Here is a 19,653-nt window from a genome sequence, read left to right as displayed (position 1 = left end):
ATTCCATGTTAATGAGTTGCGAATGAGCATAAAAAAAGCCAGGAGTGCTGGACACACCCCTGGCTGGTCCGGCTCATATCCATAGTATTACTACCACGTTAATCGCAGTTCCGCTTATGCTTCAACAATAGAGCGGCTGCTAAAACCGAACTAAACAAATGTATAGAATTTCTACCAAGGAATGGGGCATTCCCGTGCCGATACGTCCCTATTTTGCTAAATTCTTGTTGATGATGCGTGTCATTAGTTTTTTAATGTTAGCAACGCTAATGCAGGTGAGTGCCAAAACAGTTGCGCAAAAGGTGAGTCTTAACGCCAGCAACGCCACGCTAAAAGCCGTATTGAAGGATATCAGCAAACAATGCGGCTACCATTTTGTGATTACGGAATCCAGGCTCAAGGAATCACGGCCTGTGAGCATCCATGTGAAAGACATGGAGCTGCCCGCCGTACTGGATGAGATCTTCCGCGGTCAGGTACTGACGTACAGTATTAACAAAACCACTATCGTTGTAAAGGAAAAAGATTTTCCTGACACGGAGCCCGCGCCTGCACTGGTGATCCAGGAGATCCGGGGGAAGGTGACGGATGAATCCAATTCGCCCCTCCCTGGTGTAAGCGTTAAAGTAAAGGGTACCAGTACAGGTACGCAAACGAATGAGAAAGGCGAATTCACTATCCGTGCGGATAATGGCGCCGTACTTATTTTTTCCTTTATCGGTTTTGAAACCAGGGAAGCAACAGTGGCCGGCTCCAACCTGAATATTGCTTTAACCACTAAGCAAAGTGCCATCAATACCGTGGTGGTAAATGGTTATACTTCCCAGCGCAGGTCCGATGTAACGGCGGCCATATCCACCGTTTCTGGAGCGGAGCTGCTGAAAGCGCCGGTAACCAATGTTAACAATGCACTCGCAGGCCTGGTTCCCGGCCTGGTAGTACAGCAAACGTCCGGTCGCCCGGGTATCAACTCTGCAGCACTTTATATCAGGGGGCAGGTATCCTCCAATGCCACAGCGCTGATTATTGTGGATGGTGTGGAACGTACCTCTTTCGGCGATATAGACCCTAACGAGATCGAGAGTATTAATATCCTGAAAGACGCTTCCTCCACCGCATTGTACGGTCTTAAAGGTGCCAACGGCGTTTTTGTAATCACCACAAAAAAAGGGAAGGAAGGGCCTGCGAAAGTAGCGCTCACCAGTAACTTTGCGGTGGTGAGTCCTACCCGCCGGCCGGACGTACTGGGTGCCTATGAAAGTGCCATGCTGTACAACGAAGGACAGATAAATGTGGGAGACCCCAGGACTTTCACGGATGAAGACTTACAGATTTTCAAAGATGGTACGGGTGATAAACTGCTGTATCCGGATGTGAACTGGTATTCAGAACTCGTAAAAGAACACTGGTCCCAAAATCAGCAGAACCTGACGATTTCAGGTGGTACAAAACACATCAAATATTTCACCTCTTTTGGTCACCAGTTTGAAAACGGCAACTTCAAAGAGTTTAAAACGCCACTGGATTATTCCACCACCCCCAGCTACCGGCGTTACAATTTCCGGGCGAGAGTAAGCATGGACGTCACCCAAAGTACCAACTTTGAAGTGAACCTGGCGGGGCGTAATGAACACCGGTATTCGCCTACCGGCTTTACAGAGTATAATGACCCCGCCGGCGCGGTGAGCAACGGCATTGAAGGAGTGGTGGGCCGCGCATTGAAGATGCCTTCCTGGGCATCACCATTCTTTAAGGAGTATATTAATTCAGATGATCCTGCGCTCATCGCTTTGGATGCTACCTATAACCATATTGTAAACTATGGCCTGGCAGGGGTTAACTCAGTAAATCCTTATGCACTGCTTACCTATGGCGGATACGCCTTCACGGACAATAATGTGGGAGAAGCCGTGTTTACACTCAGCCAGCAACTGGATGCCATCACCCAAGGCTTATCCGTAAAAGCGCAGTTTGGCTACGATGCCACCCAGCTCTCCGGAAAATTGCAGCGGGGCAGTATAGGCTATTTCAACTTGGACAGAACTACGCTGGCATTAACGCCAGTAGCCGGCACCTATAACGACTTTTTCGGTGCCCCTGCCTATACCCGTAGCGGCTATACGAAAACAAACCTGCAGGTATTCATCAATTACCTGCGCTCCTTTGGAAAGCATAATATCAGTGCTAACCTCATCGGGCAACGGGAATTACAGGGTGCCACCACCGCAGCAGCTCCTTTCGCCAATCAGGGGCTTATTTCCCAGCTTACCTATAATTATGGTGGCCGCTATTTCCTAACAGGTAGCGCCACCTATAATGGGTCAGAAAACTATGCCAGCGGTTACCGCTACGGCTTTTTCCCATCTGCTTCGCTGGGTTACAACCTGGCTAATGAAGCATTCATGCAGAAATATGACTGGATCAGTATGCTGAAGGTACGTGGATCCGTAGGCCGGGTAGGTATCCCCAGCCCTGGTACGGGCCGTTTCTATTACCAGAATAAATTCGGGGCAGGCGCTAATGTCCCCTTCGGTAACCCAAACAGTTCCTTCAGCGCGCCTACCTACATTCAAACACAATACGGTAATCCATACGTGACGTTTGAAGTCTCCCTGAAAAGAAATATAGGACTGGATGTATCCCTGTTTCGCGACCGGCTGAGTATCACTGCGGATGTATTTGACGACACCCGTTCCGATATCCTCACCACCCGCTCTGCTACCAGCTTCGCCACCTACGGTGCTACGGTGCCAAGTACCAACTACGGGATGAATTATAATAAAGGCTATGAGCTCACGGTGCAGTACCGCAATAAGGTCCGCAACTTCAGCTATTCCGTTACCGGTAATTTCAGTTATGCGCATAACGAACGCCGGATCATGGATGAGGCACCGGGACTGGCAGCCAACCTGAAAGCAACAGGTACGCCGCTGGGTACCTATTTTGGTTACCATGTGCTGGGCTTTTATGCTGACCAGCATGATATAGATAATAGCCCGTTGAATAAAGTGACTGCGTTTCCTTCTATTCCAGGCGATTTGAAATACGAGGATATAAATGGCGATGGCATTATCAACAACCAGGATGTAATGCCTATCGGTCATCCCAATATTCCGGAATACAACGGGAGTCTGCAATTTCAGTTTGGATACAAAGGATTTCAATTATCCATGCTATTCAACGGGGTAACTAACGTTAGCTCTAATGTGATCTTCCAGAGTGCATCTCTTGCGCAGTACTATGGGCCTATGCTGGGAAGGTGGACACCGGATAATCCAAACCCTACCTGGCCCGCAGTTCGTCCGGGATTGAGTGCAAACCCCAATGAAAGTCTGAACGATTTTATTTTGCAGGATGCCTCCTATATCAAATTGCGGAATGTGCAGCTAAGCTATTCCCTGCCCACATCGTTGCTGAACAAATGGCGGTTGACGGGGCTAACAGTATACGTGAGTGGGCAGAACCTGAAAACCTGGACGAAATTCTATGGCCTGGACCCGGAAAATACCATGTCCGGCAACGCTTATGCACCAGCTATTACCACCATTCCAACTACCAAAGTCATCAACTTTGGACTGAACCTTTCTTTCTAACCAACGATTCCATTTTATGAAAAAGTTTATATATCTGGTAAGTCTGGTGATGCTCTCTGCCACCTTATCCTGCAAGAAAGATTTCCTTCAGCGGGATGTTGGCATCCAGACGGATCTGGAAGAAGTATTTAAAGATCCTTTACAGGCCGCGCGCTACGGCGATTTTACCTATACCTTTTCTATCAATGACTATGGCCGTTTAAGCGGTTATAAGGGCATGACCTCACAATTTACCGATGAGTCTATTGCCAACAATGCACAAACAGAAGTGGCCACTATGAACTCAGGACAGTGGCTGGATGGCGGGGCATCGGATGTAACCGGCATTTATTCACAGATGTACAGAGGTATCCGCAACGCCAACATTATGCTGGCGTACATGGAAAAAACACCATGGACGGCGGAGTATAATCCGGACTATATCAAAGGAGAACAGTTATACCTGCGTGCCTATTTTTATTTTGAATTACTGCGTCGTTTCGGAGGCGTAGTGCTGCTTACCAGGGCGCTGGACTTTACGGAAGCGGCTAAGGATATGCCGCGTAATACCTATGAAGAAACGTTGTCGCAGATTTTGACCGACCTGGAGCAGGCCATCCCGTTATTGCCGCTTACCAATGCAGACTGGCCCAACCCTGCTGCACAGGCCAACAGGGCCACGGGTGCTGCCGCTATGGCTTTAAAAGTACGTGTGCTATTGTTCGATGCCAGTCCGCTCAACAATACCAATGATGATCCGGCTAAGTGGCAGAAGGCCGCTGCTGCCGCAAAAGCTATTATTGACCTGGGTAAATTTTCGCTCGAGCCCAATTACGCAAACGTATTAACGGTGGCTAACTCCAACGAATATATCAGAATATGGCCGCGTGGGGGAAGAGCGTTTATTGGCACTTACCTGAGCGACTTCTTGATCCCTACCAGCTATGGTGGCGCGCAGTCGAATTTATCGCCCACACAAAACCATGTGGACCTCTACGAAATGAAAAACGGGAAACCGATCACTGATCCCACTTCCGGTTATGATCCGCAGAACCCTTACCTGAACAGAGACCCACGATTTTATGTGAACCTGTTATACAATGGTGCTGCCTGGCAGGGGAGGGCGGTGCAAACCTGGCAATCCAGGCCCAATGCGCAAGGTATAGTCACCTATGGTACAGATAACAGCAGCGCGATCAGTATCACAAAAACCAGTTACTACCTAAAACGCTTATGGCCCGAAGCATCTAAATCCGGTTCCACGGCAAATGCCTTGCTGAATTATGTTTTTTACCGCTATGCTGAAATCCTGCTCAACTATGCAGAAGCACTGAATGAAGCCGCAGGGCCGGGAGAGGAGGTGTATAAATCCGTGAATGCCATCCGCACCAGGGCCGGCATGCCGGAACTGCCGGCAGGTTTATCCAAAGCAGAGATGCGTGCCCGCATCCGCAATGAGCGCGCCATTGAATTCGCTTTCGAAGATATGCGCTGGTGGGATATCCTGCGTTGGAAGCAGGGTGCCGAGCTGGTGGCCCAGCCTATGAAGGGTATGAATGTGATTAAGAATGCCAATGGTACACTCACGTATGAGGTAGTGGAACTCCCGGTATTCAAAAAGGTGTTCAACGACTATATGTATCACTACCCAATTCCAAGAGCAGAAATGAATAAAACTTCCGGCGCATTGGTGCAGAACCCCGGATGGTAATCAGTATTCACTTAATGAGTTTTATAATGAACAGATATATAAAATTGCCCGGACTGATATTGGTGTTGCTGTCAATGATCAGTCAGCCGATTTTCGCGCAGCAGGATACTACGGCGCTTACACCTGCATTCAGTGATACCGTCAGAGGGATCAAAATATTGCAGGCTCCTGAAGAAATAGCCATTCCATTTGCAGTAGTCACAAAGGCAGCGCTTAATAATGCAGTGAGTGCTGTTAACGCTGCGCAGCTGCCCAAACTGCCGTTGAGCAATTTATCGGGTTTACTGGCAGGTCGACTCAGTGGGCTATGGGTCAACTGGACCGGCAACCAGCCTGGTGGTGGCAACCTCACTTATCAGATAAGGGGTAAATCCTCCTATGCCGGCGGTGCCACGCCTATAGTGCTGGTGGATGGTATCGTCCGGGATTTTGAGGATATGGACATCAATGAAATTGAAAGCGTATCAGTACTGAAAGATGCAGGTACGCTGAATTGGTATGGACTTAGCGGTGGCAATGGCGCCATATATGTGACTACTAAGCATGGAAAGGCTAACCAGCGTTTAGTTACGGTAGATGCCCAGGGCGGCTTTCAGACAACCGATAATTTGATCAGACCACTGAATTCGTATCAATATGCCTCCCTGTACAATCAGGCATTAACGAATGTGGGGCAGGCGCCGGCATACGACAGTGCCGCCTTATATGCTTATAAAAATCATACGGATCTGATGCTGTATCCGGATAATAACTATCTGGACGAATTTATGAGCAAATCCGCCCCTACGCAGCGCTACGCCTTATCATTCAGTGGTGGCAGTAACCGGATCAGGTATTTTACCACGCTGAGCTATTTTAATCAACAGGGACTTTTTAAGCATACCGAAACAGATAATTTCAATTCCAATTATGGTTACAAGCGCTTCAACTTTCGTATCAATTTGGATTATGAAGTGAATGAATCGCTGACGGTTACCCTGTTGTCCGGCCTCCGCAGTGAAATACGCAATGATGTAGGAGATGGGACTACCGCTGTACTCAATAATATTTACAACCTGCCACCCAATGCATTCCCGATAGTAAATAGCGATGGCACCTATGGCGGCACCTCTCTCTATCAGAATAACCCGATGGGGCAACTGCAATCAACCGGTTATGCCCGTACTACTACTAATGTGCTGCTGGCAAGCGTGATGGCAAAACAAAAATTGAATTTTATTACAAAAGGATTGTCGGCTAACCTGCTATTTTCATATGATGGTTATGGTAATTACGGGGACGGGCTAACGCAGAATTATGCAGTCATCAATAAAACCGTTTCTCCGGCACAATCCTACCGTACACCCGCCGCTATAGCTTACCGCACAGCGGCGTTTCAAACAAATACTAAAAACAACGAAGTATGGATGGGCTTTGATTACGACCGGAACTTTTCAGGCGACCATAAGGTAACTGCATCTGTGCGCGTACAGCAATATGTAAGCGCAGCAGTGGACCGGTTGGATTACAAGGAACGCATGCTGGCAGGAAGGGTGGATTATGGCTACAAAGGCCGCTATATGCTCGGCTTCACGGGTAGTTACAATGGTTCTGAAAACTATGCCCCCGGCCATCGCTTCGGATTTTTTCCTGCGCTGACAGCAGGCTGGCTTGCCTCGGATGAGCGCTTCCTGAAAAACTCAAAGGTGATAAATTATCTGAAAATACGTGGTTCCGGCGGTCGTTCCGGGAATATCGGACCTACTTATGATGCCAGTGGGAACGTGGTGCGACTCCCATACAGAACACTCTTTACCCGTGGAGCAGGACCACTGCTGGGCTCCTCCTTCTCTACTTCCACTACTGCCTATCTGGTAACACCTGCAGGCAACCCACTTACAACCTGGGAAAAAATAGATCGTATCAACATAGGAACAGATGTTAGCTTCCTGCATAACGCGCTTTCCATATCCGCTGATTACTTCCATGAAACCCGCCATGATATATTAGGTACGCCTAATTTACCGGGTATACTGGGGATGAGTATTGCACAGGTCAATTCCGGTAAAGTAAACAGCAAAGGGGCGGAGTTCAGCGGAACCTATAACAGGCAATGGGGCAAATTCAGCATTGCTGTTAATGGTAATATTACCTATGCTAAAAATACCGTGCTGGTGCGCACGCTTTCCAATGGATTGGAAGGGCAGTCGCAGGAAGGGCGCTATGTAAACAGCGGCCATTACTACATTGCAGAAGGCATCTTCCAGAGTCAGGCCGAAATCGATGCCAGTCCGAAGCAAACCCTTTCCGGCCTGGTAGTTCCGGGTGATATCAAATATAAAGATGTCAACAATGACAACGTGATTGATGCAAAAGATGATATCGCTACCGACTATACGGATATTCCTAAAATGTTTTATGGATTTGGGTTTGCCATCCGTTACGCGCAGTTCGACCTGAGCACGCAGTTTCAGGGTGTGGAAGGGCGTACGATCAATTTAAACGGGGTGTTCCATGCAGGACCTAATGGATTAAATCAGTTGTTGCTCGACAGCTGGACGCCAGCTACCGCAGCCACTGCAAAATATCCGCGTATTGGGCTTACAGATAACGGCAACAATACTGCTAACTCCACATACTGGCTTCGCTCGGGCGATTTCCTGAAAATGCGTACCCTTGAAATCGGGTATTCCACACCGGAAGGTTTTAATAAGCGGTTTCGTTTTAAAGGAGCGAGGTTTTTCCTCGGTGGCTATAACCTCCTGACATTCTCTTCGCTCAACAAACTGGGTATAGATCCGGAAACACCTAATGCCGGAAGGTTTACCAGTTTTCCTTATGTAAAAACCTATTCTGTTGGCATTAACGTAATAATCTAATTCAGGTAATGATGATGAATAAAATAATAAATCGAACTATACTGGCGGTGGGAGTGATGTTGTGTGCTGCCTGTGGGAAAGATTTTTTTGCACCTTCCTACAGCGAAGGTCCTATCTCCGAAGATGCCATCTGGACAACGGACCGCCGCGTCCGGGAATACCTGAATAACGGGTATAACTATATGCTTTCCCGTTATAATGTAGACGGTGGTGGGGCATTACTCGCAAGTGGCTGTGATGAGGCGGTGAACTCCAATCAGAACAGTAATGTAAATTATTTCAACAATGGCACCTGGAGCAGCTTAAAAACTTTTGATGAGCAATATACGAACCTGTATGCCGGCCTTTGGGTGGTGAACACGTTTTTGCAGAAGTCGCCCACGGCCGTGGTGTTTCCTGCCAGTGATCTGTGGGGCTTAAGGGGAGAGGCTTATTTCCTGCGGGCCATGATGCACTTCGAGCTATTTAAGCGGTATGGCGGCATTGTGCTGGCAACAAAAGCGTTTTCTCCCACAGATAATCTGAATATTCCCCGTAATTCCGTCAGCGAAGTGGTGCAGTCTATTGTAACGGATTGTGATTCTGCGATTGCCATGATAGTTCCTTCGTGGACGAAGGAGTGGGATGCCGCCAATTACGGCAGGGCCACCAAGGCGGCGGGGATGGCATTAAAGGCGAAAGTGCTGCTTTATTATGCCAGCCCGTTGTACAACAGTGCCAATGAAATACAAAGGTGGCAGGATGCCGCCGATGCCGCTAAAGCCCTGATGGATTTAAACAAGCATGGCCTGCTGTCGAAAACCGATTTTCAGTCGCTCTGGGATTATACAGCGGCAGCTACCACTTATAACAAGGAAGTAATATTTGCTACCTCAGCCAGTAACATTAACACCATCGAATCGTATAACGCGCCGGTGGGATTTACTGGTGGTTTGGGCAGAACGAATCCAACCCAGGAGCTGGTAGATGCCTTTGAAATGGCTAATGGCCTGCCAATCACAGATGCCGCTTCCGGATACAATGCGCAGAACCCTTATGCGGGTCGCGATCCGAGGCTGAATCAGTTTATTGTTTACAATGGTGCCACTTTTAAAACAGGGAGTTTATCCCGTGCAGTGGAAACTTTTGATGGCGGGCTGGATAATGTTTTAACGAATGTGAACAGTACTAAAACCGGTTATTACCTGCGTAAATTCCTTAGTGGGAATGCTACTTACAATGTCACCAGTGTTACTAACGTACGCAGGCCCTGGGTATTGTTCCGTTATGCGGATGTGCTGCTGATGCATGCGGAGGCTGTAAACGAGGCCGAAGGCCCAACGGCGGCGGTATATGCGGATGTAAATGCCGTACGCACCCGCGCGGGTATGCCGGTATTGCCGGTGGGATTGTCGCAGCAGGACATGCGCGCACGCATAAAAAATGAGCGCCGTGTAGAATTGTGTTTCGAAGAGCAGCGTTTTTTTGATGTACGCCGCTGGAAGGAAGGGGAGTTATATCTCAATACGCCTGTCCATGGGATGAAGATTACGAAAGCAGGTACCGCACTCACCTATGCGCCGTTCGTAGCTGAAAACAGGGTCTTCACAAACAAAAATTATTTATATCCTTTTCAGCAGAGTGAGCTCAATAAGGCGGGCAATTTAACACAGAACCCGGGTTATGAATAAACTATTTTAATTTTTATGAAAATACATTTGAGCATAGTATGCGCGGGATTGCTGGTGTGTCATGCAGCCACTGCGCAAAAGCAGGACCGGTTTATGGGTGAAACCGTGAATTATGATGAAGATTCAGTACCACCATATGTACTTCCACCGTTGCTGAAAACTTTAAAGGGGAAAACTGTCAGCAATACCACTACCTGGGAAAAGGTACGGAGGCCTGAAATTATTCACCTGTTTGAAGAAAACGTTTACGGCTATACGCCGTCTGCATTTGATAGTATCAGGTACCGGGTCACCAATGATGAACCTGCTGCGATGACCGGGCGTGCGCATTTGAAGGAAGTAGCCGTGAGTGTATGGAACAGGGGGAAGTCGGTTACGATTAACCTGGTATTGTTTACCCCTAATAAACAATCGCGTCCGGCGCCGGTTTTTCTGTTGATTAACAACCGGGGGAAAAGAAATACGGACCCGACCCGTGCGGTAAAAAGTGAATTCTGGCCTGCGGAGATGGTGATTGACAGCGGTTTTGCGATAGCGGCTTTTCACGTAAGCGATGTTGCGCCGGATAATAAAACCAATTATCAACAGGGGGTGCTGGATCAGTTATTTCCGGAGCAGCTGGGCAGGGCCGATGGTATGAAGGCCATTGGTGCCTGGGCATGGGCAGCCAGCAGGGTGATGGATTATCTTCAGACTGATCCGGCAATCAATCCAAAGCAGGTGGCAATAGTAGGCCATTCGCGGGGTGGTAAAACTTCCTTATGGGCGGGTGCACAGGATCAGCGTTTTGCCATGGTGGTGAGCAGTTGCTCCGGTAGTTCCGGGGCTTCGCTTGCACGCAGGCAGTATGGTGAAACCATCAGTTTGATTAATAAGCAGTTTGGCTATTGGTTTAATGATAACTACAAAAAATATAGTCACAACGAAGCTGCGCTTCCTGTTGATCAGCATATGTTGTTGGCGCTTATTGCGCCAAGGCCGCTGTATACCACCAATGCCGTGGAGGACAGGTGGGCAGATCCCCGCGGATCTTATCTTTCGGTAGTAAATGCGCTGCCGGCGTATCAGCTCTATGATAAAAAATTGACCTTGCCGCTGGAAATGCCTGCTACCAATAAGCCTGTGTGGAAATCTGCTATAGGGTATCATTACCGGGAAGGTAAGCATGACCTGAATCTGTACGACTGGACCGAGGTGGTACGGTTCGCACAGATTCAGTTTAAAACTAAGTGAGGTGGATGGACGGGCTGTATTTATTATTCATTCGTGAACACCGGTTTGCTTACTGCTTTCAGTGATTCCATGATGTAGCCTGTCATGGCGGCATCTGCCACCCACTCCTCACAGGAAGCATAGCTATCTTCACGTTTGTTTAAGTAAGTATGCCCGTCCTCAAATCTTTTTTGCATATCCAGTGCCATTTGTGCCTGCATTAATTCCCATGCTGTAGCACGTTTGCGGGTATTTTTATTATTTGTGAAGACGCTGATGATGCTGTTGAATACCGCGAAGTTCATTCTGCGGCTTTGTCCCCAGTCGGTGCCTATGGGATAAAAAATATTTCCCGTACCAGCCTTAAAGATGCTGCCACCGGGCACTTGCACCTTTCCTCCGATGATACTGTCGCCTGCATGGAATTTCAAATCTGCAAAAGCCTGAAACACTACTTCACTGTTTAATTTAAGCGCCAGCGGAATCGGTTGGTTAGCTAACCAGAAGTACTTGGTGGCATTCAGTTCAAAAGGAGCGGTCATATAGTCGGGGTGAATGAAATGATGATTCACCACCGTACCATCTTCATTGATATTAGACCCTGTGAGCCAGGTACTCAGCGGGCTGCCGCTGTATATCTGTTTGCTTTCCACATCCGATGGGCGGGCCATCGCGTTGAGGGTAAGTTTAATCAGTTGTTGTTTCCAGGCTTGCTGCTGTGGCGCTTGCGGCATCATGGCGCAGGCAACGCCGAGTATGCTGGCATCCCAGGCATTTTCTTCGGCGCCGGTATCTCCGGGACTAACAATTTCTCCGGATTTATTTCGGTAAGTTTTAATACCTGCTGCACCTTTGTTGCTCATCACCCAGGCGCATTCGCTGTTGATCATTGCCAGTACTTCCTGTTGTGTAGTGGTATCTATTTTGTCCCACATGGCCCAGGCGGCAAAAGCGGTATAGCACGCCCATAGCGGCGATTGCCAGGCTTTCCCCCAGCCGCCTGTTTTATTGCTCAGGTGTGCATGTGCAAGGCTCCGGATCAGTTGTATGGTTTTTTCCTCCGCAGTGGATACAGGTACGCCGGTATATTCAGGGAGATATAAACCCATGCGCAGGGAAATAGCTAAGGCCTGGGCTTCAGCTGCAACAGGCCTGATCTTGTGTTCTGAAGTGCCCTTCAAATCTAAAAATTCCCCGGAAGATATTGCTGTAAAATCATGTTTGTCCCACCAGGTGGTAAGGGCGTATTTGTTCGTATTTAACAGGATTTCACCCATGATTTTACGCTGCGGTGTAGTCGGGCTGTTTGACTTAAATCTTTCCCAGCTGATTGTTTGTACAGGGCTTTCAATTTTTGTTTGTGCAGAGAGTTGGATGCTGCTAAGCGTGAGGCAGAGTAGCATGCCGGTAGTGAACTGGCGCATAAGGTGGAATTGGAAAATTTTGATTTTAGCGTAAGGAGGTAAAGATAATTAAATGCGGATGCTTTTTTTGCAAATATTGCGGCAGCAGTGTAAATTAGATTTACATATTTTTTTTATATTTAGGAATCATTCGGGATGTAGCGCAGTCCGGTAGCGCGCTTCGTTCGGGACGAAGAGGCCGCAAGTTCGAATCTTGTCATCCCGACCCTTACTTGTTAAATGCCACGTTATTTCCTGCCGGACTTTAACGGAATGCTTACATCAAACACTATCCCTACCATGATGACAAGAATATTCTTATCTACTATCTTAATCTTTACCCTTGCTTCCTGTCAGAACAGCCAACGGAACAATCAGCCTCAATCTCCGACTCCGCAAGCATTGGAAGATAAAAGCTCTTTTGCAATCGTTTCAAAAAGCCGGTATTCAGAAAACTTAATGGAAAGCCTTTATGCGGAGATAGTGAGTAATGATATCGCTTTAAAGAGATTGGAAAAAAGTATTGCTGACCTCAACAGTAGTAAGCAGGACTCCATCGATTCCTTTTATAAATTCGACAATAAAATGCAGGGCTATAGGAATGTTGTGCAGTTAACCGTAACACAAATTCAGGACACAATCCTGAGAAATAGAATGAAGCTCCTTGTGGATACTCATGTGGCAAAATATGATTCGCTTATAGCAAAGCATAAGCACCTGCTAAACGATATAAATAAGAACGATTCCACGCTTGATGACCTTCATTTAGCATTGAAAATTGTAACGACCTTGCCTGTAATTGAAAAATATCAGCGGGATAACTTACCTCAAACTACACCGCTGGAAGGTTTCTTAAATCAACAACATAAAACTATTCAACTGGCAGACAGCCTCGTAAATAAATAGCGAAAATATGCCAATGGCGGAACGTCAGTAACTGTCAAAAGATATTAAGGCCTGCTCCAATGCAGGCCTTGAAATTTTACTCCGTTACTTTTTCATATTCCAGCGTCCCCGTCTGCGGATTGCTGATCACTCTCCGTTTAGCATCAAAGTAATCCACCGAAAACTTCAGGGAAACCACACTGATGGAAATGGTGAGCTCGCTGTTATCGCTGGAGAGCCGCCATTTACCTTTGCGCGTTTTGTCTTCTTTGATGCCCTGGAAAACACCGCCTTCCTCAAACACCTGGTAAGTTTCCTTGGGCGTGGATACGCTACCATTTTTCGTTTCTTTTACCAGCTTCCACTTGCCTATTAGTTCCTTTGCTGTTTGGGCTTTGGTGGCAAAGCCGGCAAGGCATAATGATAGTATGAGTGCTACTTGTTTCATGTAGAAAATTTCTATTTAAGATAAGTTCTTTAGGCCTGACTATGAAATTTTTTAGCAGCGTATATGCGGGAACGTAATCCCTCGCGGCTTTTACATCTCCCTAAAAAAATTATTTATTATTATCCGTAAAGAGATATAAGACCAGCAGGCGCACCATTTTATTTTTACTGTTAATCGGTACGTGTGCGATGTTGCCGTCAAAAAAGAGGGCATCGCCGGTATCCATTTCGAAGGTCTTATCTTCCAGCTGGTATTCCAGGCTGCCTTCGAGCACATAAATAAACTCGTAAGCCGCAGTGGTTACCTGAGGCCTGTTGGAGCCAGGGAATAAGGTGAGCAGGGAGATCTGAAACGCCCCGCCGTCGTGGCTGGATTCCAGAATGGACTGGTATTGAAAGCCAATGGCACCTTCTTCCTTTTCATACGCTGCAAAAGTCTCCTTTGGCAGCAGGAGGTAGCCGGGGAAGGTATTGTCGGCATACAGGTGAGAAAAGAAATGTTCCGGGCGGATACCCAGTTTGTTCATGATCGTGAACAGCGTAGGGATAGTAGGGATCATCCGGCCGTTTTCTATCTTGGAAAGCATGGCAGATTTAATCCCTGTGATGGCGGCCAGGTCCAGCAGTTTCAAATCCTTTTCCTTCCTGAATTTCCTGATGACGCCGCCTATTTTATAATATTCCAGTTGTCCGTGTTCGAATGACTCCTGTTCCATAAAAACCGATTAAGGCGTAAAAATAAGAAACTTCGTGCATGTATGCCTGTAACAGCAGCCAGCTATCTCCTGAATATTTCCCCTTTTTGCAACAATATCTGCTTGTGCCGTGTTTACTTAGCATTACCTGTAGATTTTACTATAAGCCCCATAGGCTTTTACCCCGCTTAACAGATATTGGCATCGCATCATTATGGCTGATCGTTTACAACAGCTGTTACCCATTGCATGACCAAAACTTAAATCATATGAAAAAGAAGGTAATTGTCTGGATGCTTACCGGTATAAGCGTCCTGTGCGTTGGAAAGGTGGATGCACAAAAAAAGGAACGTCCTAAGAAACCTAACATTATCATGATTATTTCTGATGATACGGGATGGGGCGATTTAGGTGTGTATGGCGGCGGCGTAGGCCGTGGTATGCCTACACCCAACCTCGACAAGCTGGCTAAGGAAGGGATGCAGTTCTGGGACTTTTATGGACAACCCAGCTGTACACCCGGCCGCGCAGCCATGCTTACGGGAAGAATTCCAAACAGGAGCGGGATGACCACCGTCGCATTCCAGGGCCAGGGCGGCGGCTTGCCGGCGGCAGAATGGACGCTTGCTTCCGTACTAAAAAAAGCAAATTATAAGACTTACTTCAGTGGCAAATGGCACCTCGGTGAGGCGGATTATGCCATGCCAATTGCCCAGGGATTCGATAAAATGCAGAATGTGGTACTCTATCACCTCAACGCATATACGTATGCTTTCCCTTCCTGGAACCCTGAAATGGGCCCGCAAATGCTGGCCTTTTTCAAGAAAGTGACCACGGGGGTGCTCGAAGGCGAGGCCGGCGGTAAAGCCAGAGAAACGACTAAGGTAACGGAGGAAAATATCGGTGAACTGGATATGATGATGACCGATAATGTGCTAAAACAGTTGAATGATTATGCAAAAGGTTCCGGACCATTCTTCATGTGTGTCAACTTTGCTAAAAACCACCAGCCTAACGTGCCATCCAAACAGTTTGCCGGAAAATCACCCGCAAAAAGCAAATACGCAGATTGCGTAATGGAAATGGATTATAACGTAGGCCGCATCATGGACGAAATCCGTAAACTCGGCATCAGCGAAAATACTTTTGTAATCTATACGGTGGATAACGGTGCATGGCAGGATGTGCACCCTGATGCCGGATATACACCATTCCGCGGTTCGAAAGGAACGGACAGGGAAGGGGGCAGCAGGGTGCCTGCTATTGCCTGGTGGCCAGGCCAGATTGAAGCAGGCAGCGATAACCATGATATTGTTGGCGGCCTTGACCTGATGGCAACATTTGCCAGCTTTGCAGGAATCAGCCTACCTACCGCCGACAGAGATGGCAAACCAATGGTGTTTGATAGTTACGACATGTCAAATGTTTTGTTTAAAGAAGGAAAACCGCTGCGCGACAGATGGTTTTACTTTACAGAGTCAGAACTTACACCAGGTGCTGCACGCGTAGGCCGCTGGAAAGCTGTATTTAACACCCGCGGTGATAACGGCGCCCAGGCAGGTAGTGATATGCCAGGCCAGCAGCTGGGCTGGAGAGGAAATGAAAACTACGTGGCTACTGTACCCGCTATTTACGACATCTGGCAGGACCCGCAGGAAAGGTATGACCTGTTTATGAACAGCTTTACTGAGAAAACATGGACAATGCCAATTTTCAATAAAGCGATGCAGGAACTGATGGAAACATATACCAAATATCCGCCAAGACCACTCCAAAGTGAAGGCTATTCTGGTCCTATGGAAATTAATAAGTTCCGTACCATTCAGGAGGCTAAAAAACTGATGGAAAACAAAGGCTTTAAATTACCGGATGAATTAAATAAACAATAAGTTTTGGTACCGCCTGCCGGTCGCTTCAAAAGCCTTCACCGGCAGGCTTTTCTTAATTACAAGCTGACACCATGAAACAAAAAGTAGTAGCTGTCTTCGCACTTGGCTTATTGATGACGGCAGGTTGTACAAATTATGTGAAGCAGCCGGAAAAAACAAATGCCGCTCAGGTGACTCCGGCAGGAGATCCACTGTCTTCCTGGAATAGCGGGGATATTAAAGACGCAATTATAAAGTATGTACAAACCGTGACTGATTCTGCTGATAAATCCTATATCCCGGTACAGGACCGCATCGCTACCTTTGACAACGATGGAACCCTATGGGCAGAGCAACCTGTTTATTTTCAGTTTTTTTATGCCCTGGATAAAGTGAGGGAAATGGCAGGCCAACATCCGGAATGGAAAACCACGGAACCTTTTAAATCCGCCCTCATGAACGACATGGGAGGAATAATGCGGCAGGGAGAAAAGGGAGTGCTGGCAATAGTAGCCGCTACACATGCCGGTATGACTACTTCCCAGTTCGATTCCTCCGTAGCGCAGTGGATCGATACGGCCGTACACCCGATAAAAAAGATGCACTATAACGCCATGGTTTACCAGCCTATGCTGGAACTCATAAAATATCTGCAAACCAATCAATTCAAAGTATTTATCGTTTCAGGCGGCGGAATCGACTTCATGCGAGCGTGGGCTGAAAATGTATACGGTATTCCTAAAGATCAGATCGTTGGCAGCAGCATTAAATCAAAATACGAATACAATAATGGGCAGCCTGAAATTATAAAGCTCGCCGAACTGGATTTTATTGATGACCACGAAGGAAAACCTGTCGGTATCCAAAAATTCATAGGCCGAAAGCCTGTATTTGCATGCGGTAATTCTGATGGCGACCTGCAAATGTTACAATGGGCAGCATCCAATAAATACAGCAACCTGGAACTGTATATTCATCACACGGATGCTGACAGGGAATGGGCTTACGATCGAAAATCTGCTATTGGAAAGCTGGATGCAGGCCTGGATGAAGCACAAAAGAAGAACTGGCTTGTTGCCGATATGAAGCGCGACTGGAAAACGATGTTTCCGGAAGGTAAATAAAACCTGACCACTTATTGCTACTGAATTTGTAGTCGGCTGGGGATTACCCGGCCGGCTATTTTTTGTTGCAGTATTTTACAGAACCTTCAAAAAAAGAAGGCTGCAATTTAGACAAATTGCAGCCGTACCCTAGCATAACAGATTAGCAATCATCAAAACATTCGCAGGAACAATCAGCAAATGAATAATTCCCCTTACACCTTGCAGGCGTAATGGGGAATTATTTTATGTAGGAATGCCTACATATTTAGGGTTTCCGTATGAATGATCAACGGTGGATGTTGGTAATGGAACTGTTTCAAGGTTAAATTTTTTTGGGCAATGGATAAAAGGCCGTTTTGGATTTCCAAGTAGTATTGATTTGCCCTTTTTCAAACCAAACTTGTACCTATATAAGGTTGCTATCTGCACCATAATTAGTTTATTTTTAAAGAGATCTATTGCTCCTGCGTACCGGTTTACCATCCTGGATTTTTTGTCAGGTTGGGGTTTAGTGTTATTTCATTCACCGGAATACAATCCAGGTAGTCCCTGTTTTTATTAAAATAGTATCCTGATGGTAATGATTTTTTGTAAGGGTCTACGAATCCCTCTGTGGTAGGTACATCCATACCGTCGTATTCCGCAGCCTGATAGGGAAATCCAAGTGGACGTTTGCCACTGAATAAATTTCCAGCTGCCCATCGGCGCCAGTCATCGTACCTAAAGCCTTCACACGCCAGCTCTACTGAGCGCTCCCGGCGTATTTCCTGTAACTCGTCTGATATCAGGTAACCATAGTCGGCATACACTTTCCGCTGCGGGTCCGGCTGTACTACGAGCGGAGGCATGCCTGCCCTGGTTCTGATAAGATTTATGGTGTGTGCATAATCTACGGTTACCCCCATTTCTGCCTGTGCTTCCGCCAGGTTAAGTAACGCTTCCGCATATCTGAATAAGATACTTCCTGTGCGGCACCCGGCATTAAAGTTTAATACGCCGCCAGCACTTGGGTCAGCAGGATTGGCCCCTTTACTAAGCTGGAAACCGGTATAATTTTTATCTATCCCGGTTGCATCCAGTGCCGGCTTTATAAAGTTCCCGGTACCTCCGGTGTTAGACCACATGGTTTGCCCCGGAATCCAGATAATGCTTTTTAGCCGTGGGTCGCAATCACGAGCAATTTTGGTGAGGAAGGATGTTCCCCTGTATTTGACAGCCGTATCCCGGTAGCTGTAAATACTACCGTCGGATTTAAGAAATGCCTGTATTTGCTGTAAGGTAATACTTACCTCATCTGTTGATTTGGTCAGGAACAATTGCAGGTTATGCATAAAGCCCAGCATATTGTCGTATTTGCGCCATAATATCACCTCCGGGTTGTTACTGAGATCGTCCGAATTAAACAACTGTGGATAGGAGGCATGTAATGCGATATTGTACTTTCCTGGCGTCATAAGTTCCTGCACGGCATCGATGGCTGCCTGGAAATATTTTTTCGGATCTGCGCCGCTGGTGCCAAATGGAGTGCCGGCATGGTATTTTTGCCAGGTTCCTTCAAATAAAGCTACCCGCGATTTAAAAATTAATGCAGCTTCTTTACTCAGCCTGTTATTTTTCCCATCTGCATTCCGGAGATAATCCAGGTCTGCAATGGCACTGTCGAGTTCAATCAGGATAGAGTCAGCTACCAGTGTACGCAGGGTTCTGGGCGCATACAGCCGCGGGTCATTAATTAGCATGGAGTGTGAGTACCAGGGTACATCGCCATATTGCTTCAATAGATTGAAATAAAACCAGGCCTTGAAAAAATGTGCTTCCCCGACATACCTCGCGATATTATTCCTGGATTCTTTGACACGCTGGTAGTTTTCAAAGAATATATTGACGGCCCTGATGTTGGTGAAATTCCAGCCTGTACCTGTTGCCGTATTTACCTGTACCCTGCTGCCATTCAGTTGTGATGCAGGAGTGGACCTGATCTGAAGGTCGCTGCCATTCAATGCGTCACTGCCGAGATAGCCGGTATACAATCCGTCCACATTTCCTATCCTGGGAAATGAACCATAAAATTGCAATACATAGGCATTCAGGTCGCTGGCTGTTTTCCAATAGGCATTATTGGAAATCTTGTCCTGCGGAGGAATATCCAGCGCCTTGTTACAAGCTGTCAGCAATATGAATGAAATGATAGGCAAAATATGATTTCTAATCATGATTACATTTTAG

The 19,653-nt window shown here is 47.0% G+C and carries 12 protein-coding genes and 1 tRNA gene; 9 read left to right on the top strand and 4 right to left on the bottom strand.

The window, feature by feature from the left end:
• Positions 1 to 254: 254 nt before the first annotated feature.
• Genes BUB18_RS11235 through BUB18_RS11215 form a run of 5 tightly spaced genes read left to right on the top strand, consistent with a single transcriptional unit; the run spans position 255 to position 11,044 of the window.
• The gene (locus tag BUB18_RS11235) at positions 255 to 3,593 is read left to right on the top strand and encodes a TonB-dependent receptor (RefSeq protein ID WP_073080789.1); all 3,339 of its coding nucleotides are present in this window, start codon (positions 255 to 257) and stop codon (positions 3,591 to 3,593) included.
• A 16-nt stretch (positions 3,594 to 3,609) separates the two neighbouring features.
• Complete coding sequence (locus BUB18_RS11230) at positions 3,610 to 5,283, top strand: RagB/SusD family nutrient uptake outer membrane protein (RefSeq protein WP_073080787.1); 1,674 nt, start codon at positions 3,610 to 3,612, stop codon at positions 5,281 to 5,283.
• A gap of 26 nt (positions 5,284 to 5,309) precedes the next feature.
• On the top strand, positions 5,310 to 8,141 hold the full coding sequence (locus BUB18_RS11225) for a SusC/RagA family TonB-linked outer membrane protein (RefSeq protein WP_178372122.1): 2,832 nt from the start codon (positions 5,310 to 5,312) through the stop codon (positions 8,139 to 8,141).
• A gap of 14 nt (positions 8,142 to 8,155) precedes the next feature.
• Positions 8,156 to 9,811, top strand: a complete 1,656-nt coding sequence (locus tag BUB18_RS11220) for a RagB/SusD family nutrient uptake outer membrane protein (protein WP_218588028.1) — start codon at positions 8,156 to 8,158, stop codon at positions 9,809 to 9,811.
• A 15-nt stretch (positions 9,812 to 9,826) separates the two neighbouring features.
• Positions 9,827 to 11,044, top strand: coding sequence for a glucuronyl esterase domain-containing protein (locus BUB18_RS11215; RefSeq protein WP_083549777.1), 1,218 nt, complete (start codon positions 9,827 to 9,829; stop codon positions 11,042 to 11,044).
• Positions 11,045 to 11,067: 23 nt separating this feature from the next.
• Here BUB18_RS11215 and BUB18_RS11210 read toward each other — a convergent pair whose 3' ends face one another.
• Positions 11,068 to 12,447, bottom strand: a complete 1,380-nt coding sequence (locus BUB18_RS11210; RefSeq protein WP_073080784.1) for a hypothetical protein — start codon at positions 12,445 to 12,447, stop codon at positions 11,068 to 11,070.
• 131 nt (positions 12,448 to 12,578) lie between these two features.
• On the opposite strand from BUB18_RS11210, the gene BUB18_RS11205 reads away from it, so the two are divergent.
• A tRNA-Pro gene (locus BUB18_RS11205) sits at positions 12,579 to 12,652 on the top strand.
• Positions 12,653 to 12,726: 74 nt separating this feature from the next.
• Positions 12,727 to 13,332: a hypothetical protein gene (locus tag BUB18_RS11200; protein ID WP_143159908.1), complete on the top strand. Its 606-nt coding sequence runs from the start codon at positions 12,727 to 12,729 to the stop codon at positions 13,330 to 13,332.
• Positions 13,333 to 13,408: 76 nt separating this feature from the next.
• Here BUB18_RS11200 and BUB18_RS11195 read toward each other — a convergent pair whose 3' ends face one another.
• Positions 13,409 to 13,759: a lipocalin-like domain-containing protein gene (locus BUB18_RS11195; RefSeq protein WP_073080780.1), complete on the bottom strand. Its 351-nt coding sequence runs from the start codon at positions 13,757 to 13,759 to the stop codon at positions 13,409 to 13,411.
• 109 nt (positions 13,760 to 13,868) lie between these two features.
• The gene (locus BUB18_RS11190) at positions 13,869 to 14,474 is read right to left on the bottom strand and encodes a helix-turn-helix domain-containing protein (protein ID WP_073080778.1); all 606 of its coding nucleotides are present in this window, start codon (positions 14,472 to 14,474) and stop codon (positions 13,869 to 13,871) included.
• Positions 14,475 to 14,722: 248 nt separating this feature from the next.
• On the opposite strand from BUB18_RS11190, the gene BUB18_RS11185 reads away from it, so the two are divergent.
• Together BUB18_RS11185 and BUB18_RS11180 are read left to right on the top strand one after the other, a co-directional pair.
• Positions 14,723 to 16,342 carry an arylsulfatase gene (locus BUB18_RS11185; protein WP_073080776.1) on the top strand — a complete coding sequence of 540 codons (1,620 nt, stop codon included), beginning with the start codon at positions 14,723 to 14,725 and terminating at the stop codon, positions 16,340 to 16,342.
• 71 nt (positions 16,343 to 16,413) lie between these two features.
• Positions 16,414 to 17,445 (top strand): HAD family hydrolase, encoded by a 1,032-nt coding sequence (locus BUB18_RS11180; RefSeq protein ID WP_083549773.1) that lies wholly within the window; start codon positions 16,414 to 16,416, stop codon positions 17,443 to 17,445.
• A gap of 458 nt (positions 17,446 to 17,903) precedes the next feature.
• On the opposite strand, the gene BUB18_RS11170 is transcribed toward BUB18_RS11180, so the two are convergent.
• Positions 17,904 to 19,640, bottom strand: coding sequence for a RagB/SusD family nutrient uptake outer membrane protein (locus BUB18_RS11170; protein WP_083549769.1), 1,737 nt, complete (start codon positions 19,638 to 19,640; stop codon positions 17,904 to 17,906).
• Between the last annotated feature and the right edge of the window lie 13 nt (positions 19,641 to 19,653).

The organism is Chitinophaga jiangningensis, from assembly GCF_900142605.1.
Classification (GTDB): Bacteria; Bacteroidota; Bacteroidia; order Chitinophagales; family Chitinophagaceae; genus Chitinophaga; species Chitinophaga jiangningensis.
Note: the sequence above shows the minus strand (reverse complement) of the source record. Positions and strands in the feature narration are given on the sequence as shown.

Excerpts from the sequence above, each read along its gene's own strand:
- BUB18_RS11195 (WP_073080780.1), bottom strand. The coding sequence starts at position 13,759 with ATGAAACAAGTAGCACTCATACTATCATTATGCCTTGCCGGCTTTGCC.
- BUB18_RS11210 (WP_073080784.1), bottom strand. The coding sequence starts at position 12,447 with ATGCGCCAGTTCACTACCGGCATGCTACTCTGCCTCACGCTTAGCAGC.
- BUB18_RS11215 (WP_083549777.1), top strand. The coding sequence starts at position 9,827 with ATGAAAATACATTTGAGCATAGTATGCGCGGGATTGCTGGTGTGTCAT.
- BUB18_RS11220 (WP_218588028.1), top strand. The coding sequence starts at position 8,156 with ATGAATAAAATAATAAATCGAACTATACTGGCGGTGGGAGTGATGTTG.
- BUB18_RS11185 (WP_073080776.1), top strand. The coding sequence starts at position 14,723 with ATGAAAAAGAAGGTAATTGTCTGGATGCTTACCGGTATAAGCGTCCTG.
- BUB18_RS11180 (WP_083549773.1), top strand. The coding sequence starts at position 16,414 with ATGAAACAAAAAGTAGTAGCTGTCTTCGCACTTGGCTTATTGATGACG.
- BUB18_RS11225 (WP_178372122.1), top strand. The coding sequence starts at position 5,310 with ATGAACAGATATATAAAATTGCCCGGACTGATATTGGTGTTGCTGTCA.
- BUB18_RS11170 (WP_083549769.1), bottom strand. The coding sequence starts at position 19,640 with ATGATTAGAAATCATATTTTGCCTATCATTTCATTCATATTGCTGACA.
- BUB18_RS11235 (WP_073080789.1), top strand. The coding sequence starts at position 255 with ATGTTAGCAACGCTAATGCAGGTGAGTGCCAAAACAGTTGCGCAAAAG.
- BUB18_RS11230 (WP_073080787.1), top strand. The coding sequence starts at position 3,610 with ATGAAAAAGTTTATATATCTGGTAAGTCTGGTGATGCTCTCTGCCACC.
- BUB18_RS11190 (WP_073080778.1), bottom strand. The coding sequence starts at position 14,474 with ATGGAACAGGAGTCATTCGAACACGGACAACTGGAATATTATAAAATA.
- BUB18_RS11200 (WP_143159908.1), top strand. The coding sequence starts at position 12,727 with ATGATGACAAGAATATTCTTATCTACTATCTTAATCTTTACCCTTGCT.